Annotated in this window: 7 protein-coding genes and 2 pseudogenes; 2 read left to right on the top strand and 7 right to left on the bottom strand. The window is 43.7% G+C overall.

The features are described 5' to 3' along the window. Positions 1-69 precede the first annotated feature (69 nt). The 7 genes and pseudogenes from V7K67_RS23025 to V7K67_RS34535 form a co-directional block, all read right to left on the bottom strand. Complete coding sequence (locus V7K67_RS23025) at positions 70-3,180, bottom strand: PAS domain S-box protein (protein WP_335168552.1); 3,111 nt, start codon at positions 3,178-3,180, stop codon at positions 70-72. A gap of 13 nt (positions 3,181-3,193) precedes the next feature. After that, positions 3,194-5,226: pseudogene (locus V7K67_RS23015) on the bottom strand (sensor histidine kinase). Next, on the bottom strand, positions 5,213-5,446 hold the full coding sequence (locus V7K67_RS23010) for a hypothetical protein (protein WP_334730736.1): 234 nt from the start codon (positions 5,444-5,446) through the stop codon (positions 5,213-5,215). Before V7K67_RS23010 ends, V7K67_RS23015 begins: the two are co-directional and overlap by 14 nt. A 393-nt stretch (positions 5,447-5,839) precedes the next feature. Beyond that, positions 5,840-6,340: a fatty acid hydroxylase gene (locus V7K67_RS23005; RefSeq protein ID WP_334707756.1), complete on the bottom strand. Its 501-nt coding sequence runs from the start codon at positions 6,338-6,340 to the stop codon at positions 5,840-5,842. Positions 6,341-7,234: 894 nt separating this feature from the next. After that, the gene (locus V7K67_RS23000; protein ID WP_334730735.1) at positions 7,235-7,414 is read right to left on the bottom strand and encodes a CopG family transcriptional regulator; all 180 of its coding nucleotides are present in this window, start codon (positions 7,412-7,414) and stop codon (positions 7,235-7,237) included. Between the two features lie 309 nt (positions 7,415-7,723). Beyond that, positions 7,724-7,837, bottom strand: a pseudogene (locus tag V7K67_RS34540) (hypothetical protein); the annotation flags it as partial. Next, positions 7,794-8,039 carry a hypothetical protein gene (locus V7K67_RS34535; RefSeq protein WP_442943903.1) on the bottom strand — a complete coding sequence of 82 codons (246 nt, stop codon included), beginning with the start codon at positions 8,037-8,039 and terminating at the stop codon, positions 7,794-7,796. The pseudogene V7K67_RS34540 and the gene V7K67_RS34535, both read right to left, overlap by 44 nt. 216 nt (positions 8,040-8,255) lie before the next feature. Between V7K67_RS34535 and V7K67_RS22990 the strand changes: the two genes are divergently transcribed. Together V7K67_RS22990 and V7K67_RS22985 are read left to right on the top strand one after the other, a co-directional pair. Continuing rightward, a complete protein-coding gene (locus V7K67_RS22990; protein WP_334707754.1) occupies positions 8,256-8,954 on the top strand; it encodes a haloacid dehalogenase type II in 699 nt (232 codons plus the stop codon). Positions 8,955-9,203: 249 nt separating this feature from the next. Further along, on the top strand, positions 9,204-10,073 hold the full coding sequence (locus tag V7K67_RS22985; protein ID WP_334709709.1) for a DUF5895 domain-containing protein: 870 nt from the start codon (positions 9,204-9,206) through the stop codon (positions 10,071-10,073). The last annotated feature ends 320 nt before the right edge of the window (positions 10,074-10,393 follow it).

Raw genomic sequence — 10,393 nt, 5'->3', positions numbered from 1 at the left:
TCATTTAGCATATTCCCCTCCGTTTTTTATACCTGGAGGGGATTTTATTACATCAAGCGATCGCCTCAATCAATAACTAGCAACTTGGGTTAATATCTGAGGCAGTCCAGGTTCAATCTCGCTGACCAACTGTAAGCCATTGGTTTGAAATAACGAGGCTGTGGAATTGGTGGCCCAATCGAGTAGTTCCCTGGGATCAATGGGCTGCATCTGCCATTCCACTTTACCTGCTTCCATCTTGGCGATGTCCAGAACATCGTTAATTAAAGACGTGAGCCGTTCTGCTTCCGACACAATAATATTGAGATTGTCACCCACCCGTTTGATGGTTTTCTGAAGCTTGCGGTCTTCAGTCGGAAGTATTGGGAACACATCGGTTTCTAGCTTTTCTTTAATGATCGACGCAAAACCCAGAACGGAAGTCAGTGGCGTTCGCAGTTCATGGGAAACCGTGGAGATGAAGTCAGTCTTCATCTTGTCAATCTCCTTTTCTGCCGTCACATCCCGAATCAGTAGCGCCGAACCGAAGCAGATAGCGGGTTCTCGATCTGTCGTCTTTTTGAAAATGGCGGTCGCCACTGCCTGACCAATGCGTTCCTTGGTCAGTTCAACTTCGGCAGAGAACACCTCTCCGGGATGAGACTGAGTTTGTGCAACTAGTTCTGCTAAACCAGATATCGGCAGTTCTCGGTAGTGACAGTTGAGGTCACTAGCTGTCAATTCATACATGGCTAAAAAGGCAGGATTGAAGTGAGTAATTTGTCCTGCGGTGTCTGCCACTAACAAACCATCCGCTAAGTTATCTAAAATGGCATTTAATCCCTGTGTTTCTGCTAAGGTATTTTGCAGGGCAGCCGTCCGCTCTAAAACTCTGGCTTCCAGTTCTTGATTCAGTTGCAGCAGAGCGACTTCTGCTTGTTTACGAGCAGTAATATCGGTATTAATTTCCAGTGTGGCGCAGCGTTGACCGGATGCATCCAGTTGCATTGTCCAGCGACTCTGGACAATAATATATCTGCCATCGCGGGTGAGGTGTTGCAGTTCGCCTTCCCAAGTGCCCTGCTGTAAACACTCTGTCTGAATTTCCTTTAGCGGTTTTGGAAAGATTGTGTGTAGTCGGTTGTGAGTGATGTCTTGGTTTTTCACTTCTTCACACTTCCAGCCATAGAGCCGTTCTGCCCCCTGACTCCAGTGAGTGATTTTGTCGGCGAAGTCGCGGACAATCACGGCATCACTGGAATGATTTAACATATTCATCAACCGTTGATTTTCCGCTTCTGCTAGTTTGCGATCGTGAATATCGGTGCAGGTGCCAATCCACTCCCGGATGCTACCATCTGCTTGCAGGACGGGGGCACCGCAGACAGAAAAGTGGCGGTAGCTGCCATCCTTGCCAAGCAGACGATATTCGTTTTGATAGAGGCTCTGGCTGACCACGGCTGCATTCCAGAGTTGGGCTGTGCGATCGCGATCGTCGGGATGAATGGTGTCAAGCCAGCCCAAGCCCTCAACTTCGGCTGCACTCTTACCCGTGTACGCCATCCAGGTGAGCATTTCACTGCTCACCGCCAGTCCTTCTGCTGTGCATACCCAGACAATTTGTGAGATCGTAGTCACTAGAGAGCGAAACCGTTCTTCGCTCTGTTGCAGAGTTTGTTCTGCTAGCTTGCGATCGTGAATATCGGTGCAGGTGCCAATCCACTCGCGGATGCTACCGTCTGCTTGCACGACGGCGGCACCACAGACAGAAAAGTGGCGGTAGCTGCCATCCTTGCCACGCAGTCGGTATTCGGTTTGATAGAGGCTCTGGCTGACCAGAGCTGCATTCCAGACTTGGGCTGTGCGATCGCGATCGTCGGGATGAATGGCATCAATCCAGCCCCAGTCCTGAACTTCGGCTGCACTCTGACCAGTATACGCCATCCAGGTGAGCATTTCACTGCTCACAGCCAGTCCTTCAGTGGTAGCCACCCAGACAAGTTGTGAGATCGTAGTCACTAGAGAGCGAAACCGTTCTTCGCTCCGTTGCAGAGTTTGTTCTGCTACCTTGCGATCATGAATATCAGTGCAGGTGCCAATCCACTCGCGGATGCTGCCGTCTGTTTCTAAAACCGGAACTCCATTGCCAAAAAAGTAGCGATAAGTGCCGTCTTTGGCACGAATCTGGTATTCAATTTGATAAAGACTCCGATTCGCTACAGCAGCACTCCAAACTTCGGCGCTGCGGGGACGGTCATCGGGATGCATGACATCTAACCAGCCCCAGCCCATCATTTCGGCTGCACTCTGACCTGTATATGTCTCCCAGCCGACTATTTCAGCGTTCACCATTCCTTCCGCTGATGCCGTCCAGACCATTTGGGAAGTGGCAGTGACTAAAGAGCGATACCGTTGTTCGAGATACTGCTTTTCGGCTTCTGCCAGTTTGCGATCGTGAATATCAGTGCAGGTGCCAATCCATTCCCGAACGCTGCCATCTTCTTCTCGGACGGGGGCACCCCAGACCCAAAAGTAGCGATAGTTGCCATCTCTGCCACGAATTCGGTATTCAACTTGATACATCCTCTGGTTTGCCACCGCATCACTCCAGACTTCTCCGGTGTAGGCGCGATCGTCAGGATGAACGGCATCAATCCAGCCCCCATTTTCCGCTTCAGCCAGACTTTGACCTGTATAAGCTATCCAGCTTGCTAGTTCAAAACAAATTCCTTCTGGTGTGCTTACCCAAACAATTTGTGTATTAGCTGTCACTAGAGAGCGGTATCGGGCTTCACTCTGTTTCAGGATTTGTTCATTATGTTGGCGTTCTTGCTGGGCGCGTCTAAGGTCGCTGATGTCCTCCACACTACACCAAATTAATTGCTCTCCATCCTTCTCAATCATCAGTCCAGAGATTCTAACTGGAACCAAATGCCCGTCTTTGTGGATTAACTCTTTTTCATAAGGGCCATAGCGACCAGTTTTTTCTAGGTTCTCTAGGCTAGATCGGTCAACGGTGGCATAGTTTTCAGGAGTAATCTGGCGATCGCACAGATTCAGAGTTTCTGGAACAGTGCGCCCTAAAATGGCAGCATAGGCAGAATTAATGTTAATTAGCGTCCCATCTGTTCGGCATAGTACTAGCCCAACAGGACATTGTTCAAATAGCTGACTGTTATATTCATCAAATTGCTTAAACATAGTTAAGGTTTCTTTAGTGACGTATTTGGGTAGGGTTAGAACAACAGAACCAAGACAACAAAGTGGCGTAAAGCTTTAACGAAATTGGGTGGCGTTGGAAAATCTGGTAAATTTCATCGGGTGATGTAGTGCCCACATCTGGATTGTGCTGTGAGAGTCGCTGGATCAGTTGAGTATGGCGGATCAACAAATCTGTCGGTTTCAGCATTGGAGTTGTTGATGGAATGAAGCCGTCGGTATCAGCAGTGAGGGATAATTCCGTTGTGGAAGTTGGCGAGGCAGAGGTGCTATTCTCTTCTTCAGTAGCGTCTGACAACAGACAATTTATCGGAATCTGAATCCAAAATTCTGTCCCTTCACCCGGTTTAGAACGACACTTGAGCATTCCCCCATGTCTGTCTACAACAATTTGATAGCTGATTGCCATGCCTAATCCGGTTCCCTTACCAATATCTTTTGTGGTGAAGAAGGGATCGTAAATGCGGCGAATTACTTCCTCCTTCATGCCTGGGCCGTTATCGGCAATGCGAACCACAATCCACTGGTGGTCAATGGCTTTGGTACGAATAGTGATTTGGGGATTGGGGAAGGTGGGGCCCCCTCTGGGGATAAGGGGTAATGGGGACTGGGGACTGGGGATTGGGGGTAATGGGGACTACTTTTGACTCCCCAATTTTCCATGCTTTCTTCCAAAGCATCAATGGCATTTACCAAGATGTTCATAAACACCTGATTCAACTGTCCGGGATAGCATTCAATGAAGGGAAGTTTTGCATAGTCTTTAATAATTTCAATTACCGGACGACGAACATCTGCTTTCAGGCGATGGTGGAGAATCATTAGTGTTCCGTCAATGCCATCGTGGATGTTGACGGCTTTCATTTCGGCTTCGTCATGGCGGGAGAAGTTTTTCAGGGATTGGACAATTTCGACGATGCGACTTGTGCCCAGTTTCATCGAATCTAGGAGTTTGGGAAGATCCTGCATGATAAATTCCAAGTCTATATTGTCTAACTCTGATTCCAGTTCTGGAGGAGCAACAGGTAGAAATTTCTGATACTTTGCCAACAGGTTTAACAAGTCTTGGGCATATTCAGCAACATACTTTAAATTGCCGTAAATAAAGTTAACCGGGTTGTTGATTTCGTGGGCAACTCCAGCAATAAGTTGACCTAAACTGGACATCTTTTCGCTTTGGATTAACTGAGTTTGGGCTAATTGCAACTCATGAAGAGCTTGCTGAAGTTTCTGTGTTTGGGCTTTTGCCTGGAGGGCTGCTAGAGTGCTTTGCTCGTAAAGCACAGCTTTGTCAATAGCGATCGCTGTTTGAGAGGCAAAGATACTCACAAGTTTCAGGTGTTCTGCCTTGTAGGAGTCGGTTTTTTGGGTGCCAATGGCGATCGCTCCCAGTACCCGCTCCTTGGCTCGCAACGGGACACAAATCATGGCACTAACGTTTTTTTGCCTATCTAATCGCGGATCGGCTTGCACATCATTGACCAATTCTGCCCGGTTAGATTGCACAATATTGCCAATAATTCCCTTCCCCGGTTCCGGCTGACTGTGGTCAAAAAACACTCCAAATTCGGCAATGATTTCAAAGGTAGTTGCATCTGGACTCAGTAGCAGAATCATCCCCGCAGACGATTCAATTAATTGGCTCAATTCCTGAAGCACAAGTTGGGCAATCTGTCGCGTATCTAAACTTGTTGTGAGTTGAGTCGAGATATCCTGAAACAAATCAATTTCCTGGTATCGCTCCAGCAATTCTTTGGCGAGTACTTTCTTTTCAGCTTCCTGCTTTGCTAAAAATGAGAGCAAAGTCGCAAGTATAGTTGCCTGTTCTCCCCCAACAACCCAACCAATTATTTCTCCTGACACCTCGATTGGATATCGGTTTTTGGCAGTTTGCTCCCCAATGCTAATTAGTTTCGTGCCGTCTACCAATTCAATATCAATGGCAATGTTGAACTGGTAGATCAAGTTATGAAGCAGAGATGGCAACTCTTTTTTCTTGAGAATCTTTCTGAGGCTAACTGCGGGCATGAAACACCTCATCAAGAGCAGGTTGCAAATTTTTGGTAATCAAGGGAACTGGGTGATTAATTTTATCAACAAAGGCAGGAGGCAGACGACTCACTACCGCTGCGCTATCCTGCCTCCTGCCTTCTTCACCGTAGCTATCCGTACCCCTTCCCTGCGGGACGCTCCGCGAACGGATAACCAAACTACGCCCAGCATCTCCACAAAAGAGAGGAATTGTCATAAAAATCTAGGGATATAATAATTTACTAATTAAGACATTAAGACTAGTTTTCCCAAAAACATTAGCGATATAACAGCGAAGTTAAGCGGTAGCAAATACCTTTCAACTCCCTGCCAGAGGCATTCTGGCGCCCTTGTAACTCGCTTACTGTTTGATAAATTCTCGAAAACCTATAAGTAAATATTTTATAATTAGAGAAAACCATAGACTTTAGTCTATGGTTAATTAATATCTCTTGTTGCTACTACTGGGAAATTGGGAATCAGCTTTTTTGAGTATGTAGATGAGCAGATTTGTGAGAGTTGAATAATCTCATCTAGTGTATAAAAAGAAGCTGCGATCGCAGCTTCTTTTTGTACCTTTAAAAAGTATTTAGATAAGCAATAGTTTCAGTTAGATCCGAGAGTCGCGAAAACGAAGTCTGAGCAATCGCAGCCAGCGTAGCCACATTTGTGCCGGTTGTTCAAAGAAGGTGAAAATATCACCGAAACCTAAGTTAGTTTTGTGATGATGTAACCAGTGCCTCTCAGGAGTAGTAATAAATAGAATTTGGCATAAAATATTTATCGGCTTTGAAGTTTGCCAACCCAGTACACTTATGTGTCTCCACCATACATGAAACTGACCAAACAGTAATCCAGAAATCACGCCAATGGGAGAGAAAGACCACAAGACTACTGCTATGAGTACATAAGGCAAAGCTCCCAAGATACCATCTAAAAGAACCTGGGGATTAAAAGTTAAAATAGCGTAGTGGCGGAAGTCCTTCTTCCAGGAGTGGTGCGTTTTTAAATGAAGGCTACCAAAAACGTGCTCGGGTACGTGGTAAAAGAATGTAGATAGAAAATCGCCAAAAAACAGTAATAACCAAGCAACAGCAATAGCCTCAAGCATTTGTACTCCTCAAGAATAGTTAAGAAAACTCCACAGAAAATATGCAAATGTCATGCTATGGGCGTAGACACCTAGTTTTCTGCTATGCAAGCAGCATTTGTGCGTCTCGTATGTCTACGCTCCAGTTAATTTGGCTCAGATTATATGTAATTGGGTCAGTTGCAGTTTTATGAAAAACTCCACGCCACTTGCGGGATGGAGTTTTTGGGCATGGGGAGCAGGGCATGGGGAAGAAGTTACCAATGCCCTATGCCCGAAGCGGCTGTCCCTCTCCACCCACTCTTGAGATGGAGTTTCCCGCCGCTTTCAATGAATCTCCAATCCTTAATGTAGTAAATAGCAACTCGTAAAAACCTCCAATTTGATTTCTAGCTTTGGGTTAATGGCAGTAATACATCTAAAACTCGATAGAAATACAGTATTTTACTATAGTTACTACACAATCTTCTTACCTAAGGCATACAGCATAAGCAAAGGTTGAGTTAAAATTAGTACAAATTTAGGTTAAGGCTTTCTTCAGCATTGTTAATGCTAGATTGATTCTAATTAAGCTTTAAGTATGAATCTAATCAGAATGATATAAATAGGTATTGTGTCAGCATAACCTAAGTTATCAAGGTGAATAAAGCAGGTTTATAATTAAATTTATAGGTGGCAAAATTTTGAATATATAGAATTAGCTAAATACTATAGATACTTTCCGTCAACTTAATAATTTCCTGAGGATTATTGGTTCATCCAAGCCATTGTTTCAACATCATTTATGAACAAATTAGTAAATTGCTAAAGCATACCTGCAATATTTATATCGTTTCTTTGTGCATCTTTATACAGAATTGGTATTACAACATATCCTATTAAAAAGCTTTTCAGACAAGGCTGTGAAAAGTCAGGTTAAGGCAAGGCTTGAATGAGTTCCCGAATTATATCTATTGCTGGTCTACCTGTTTGTTCACAATACTTTTCAAGATTTTGGGCTTCATCTGATGTCAAGTTCAAGGTAATTCGCTTCAGCGCCCTTTTTTTACTAGAGGTCGCTAAATGGGGAAATTTAAGTGCAGCAGTTTTATTCATTGATTGATAGGCTAGATGTATACAAACTTTCCTTACCAAGATTGCCAATTCCGAACTGTCTTTACCAGTGAAAATCGAGATTTTGAGATTGAACTTAAGCTTTACACCTCAAACATCTTACTTAAAAATCAAGGTATTAAATTGTCACCAATGCACCAGAGCCAAAATTGTCTGTTGAGTAAGTAGTCTTGAATTACCAAGAGGAGTGGATTGCCAAAGGAGGTTCTTGGATGGCCCAACGTCCCCGCTGGTTGAAGCTGACACGAGAATCACCTTAGCGCCCTCCCAACGAGCAGCCAATAAGCCTGTCAAGGCGTTGGTGAGCCCTGTCCCTGTAGTCGTGAATACCACAACTGGGCGATCACTAGCAAAATACACCTCAATAGCTGCTCCAACTTCGTGGCGGAAGTGTAGCACCTGCATGGGACTTTGGTGTGGCAGCCCACACTGGAGCGATCGCACCTCCCGATACACCAAAAGCATACCGCACTCCCATATCTCCCAGGATTTTTACCACTGCCTCTGCTACCGAAAAAGTTACAGATGGCTTGCTATCAAATAGCAGTTTAGTTGAGTTTAATTGTTCAGTGGTATTCGCTTGTGTATCCTGAGATTTAATATCCATACAAACTATACTTAGGTACAATTTCCTTTGTGAAGTAATATTATCCCACACACTAAACTTAACAATATCAATTTTTTAGATAATGCCTATACAACATTGGTTAGCATTGCTCTCTAACGCAGGTGCTAACGGGTAAAACGCTCTTCACAGTTCACTTGGCCAATCTTTGAGCAATGAAAACTGAATATAATTAATCCAATTTTGGAGTATAAAAAGGTGATAAACTTCAATCACTATAAGGCTTTAACTTTCGATTGTTACGGAACCCTGATTGATTGGGAAAACGGTATCTTAGGGGTGCTAAAGCCACTTCTGCGGGTACACAACACTAATTTGGATGACGAGCAAATTCTGGAAATTTTTGCTGAATTTGAAGCAGAACTAGAAAAAGGAGAATATATCAAATATCGAGAAGTTTTGAAGAGAGTAGTCCAGAAATTTGGTGAACGATTTAGCTTTGAGCCAACTGCTGACGAACTAAATTCACTTGCTGATTCGATTCAGCATTGGCTGCCTTTCCCCGATACTGTTGAGGCACTTAGAGCTTTAAAGCAAAAGTTTAAGCTGGTCATTATCTCAAATGTAGATGACGATCTCTTTGCTTTCTCGGTAAAGCACTTGGAGGTGGAATTCGATCGTATAATTACAGCAGAACAGGTAAAAAGCTACAAACCCTCGTTAAATAATTTCAGATTTGCCATTGAAAGAATTAATTTACCGCTAGAGCAGATATTACACGTTGCTGCTAGTTTATATCATGATATCGTGACAGCCAAAACTCTAGGAATATCAACAGTCTGGGTAAACCGTAGAGCAGACCAAAATAGAGTTAGTCCCACAGGATCAGCAGTAAGTCAACCTGACTTAGAAGTACCTGATTTAAAGACTCTTGCCGCTTTGGTTTCTCCAAAATAATACTGAGTAATAAGTGCTGAGTACCACCACTGCTTCGATAAGGATCTGTTGTTACAAAGGAAACAGGGATTGCAACATAGGTTGATTCTGTCTTAATCTAGAAAAACTACCACGCTAGTTTGACGGCATCTTCCTCCTGCAACGTGTCAGGAACGGTTGACGCTCGTACCAACGCTCTGCTTCTGGTTCCCCAGGATCAGCGCCCTGCCGATAAACTTGTTCAATAAAACACTTTGATAGCCTAAAACGATGAAAGCATCTGCTAATTTCGACTTTGAAGACGAGAAATTCAATGCACCGCCTTCTCAAGTCCTTCCCTGGTGTCAGATGATTAATCCTCGGTATGGCACAGATGGCATACAATCCCACGGTTTGGCGATTAAGCTAGATAATGCTAATGCTGTCGGTTTTGTGCCAGATGAGAATTGGCAGCAAGTAGAGCATGAATTTACTTCTGGAGTCGAAACGGTATTTATTACCCCTACTCCACGTTTAGTTATAGCGCGTCGGGGGCCATTATCTGTCAAAGACCGGGAAAGTGGTCTAAAACTGGGTACGCTCAAAGAGAATTATGATGCTTTTTTAGCCGACAAACTTAAATTTAAAACCTTTACTCGTTATTTAATTTTTATAGTGGGTGAGAATAAAAAGTTTTTACATGAATCACCACTACAACTAACTCTTAATGGTGCTGCTGGAGCGAGTTTCAGCAAAACCTACTGCGAATATCAACAAGGCAAAGTAGTTAGTGGATTCGTTGCTGAACTAGAAAAAGCTTATGCCGTCTACCGTAAACAACCCTTAGCACCAAAGGGCCCTTTGTTCCATGCTCACGGAATTTTTTGCCCCATAATTGAGTGTGAAGAAAGAGGTATTGAACCAAATACGGTTTTGGTAGCTTCAACTGTGGACTACAAACATCCCACAGTCGGGACTTTAACGCAATATTTAATTGCTTCCGATGCTCTTGAGTCTGCAATGATTTGTAAGACTTTTGAAGAATACAAAGATTTTGGTAAGGAACCTGTCAAATCAGAAACACCTAAATTGGCAATGGCAGGAGTTTCCAACTCTTACGTTTATGCTGATGAAGATGATTTTGCTTATCCGCCGTATTAAGGAAAGTTAGGAGTTAGGAGTTATTAATTGAAAACTCCTAATTGCTAATTGCTAATTGCTAATTGCTAATTGCTAATTGCTAATTGCTAATTGCTAACTGCTAATTGCTAATTGCTAATTGCTAACTGCTAACTGCTAACTGCTAATTGCTAACTGCTAATTGCTAATTGCTAATTGCTAATTGCTAACTGCTAATTGCTAACTGCTAATTGCTAACTCCTAACTCCTAACTGCTAACTGCTAACTCCTAACTCCTAACTGCTAACTCCTAACTCCTAACTCCTAACTGCTAACTCCTAACTCCTAACTGCTAACTGCTA

This window comes from Nostoc sp., from assembly GCF_036917155.1.
Taxonomy (GTDB): Bacteria; Cyanobacteriota; Cyanobacteriia; order Cyanobacteriales; family Nostocaceae; genus Nostoc.
Note: the sequence above shows the minus strand (reverse complement) of the source record. Positions and strands in the feature narration are given on the sequence as shown.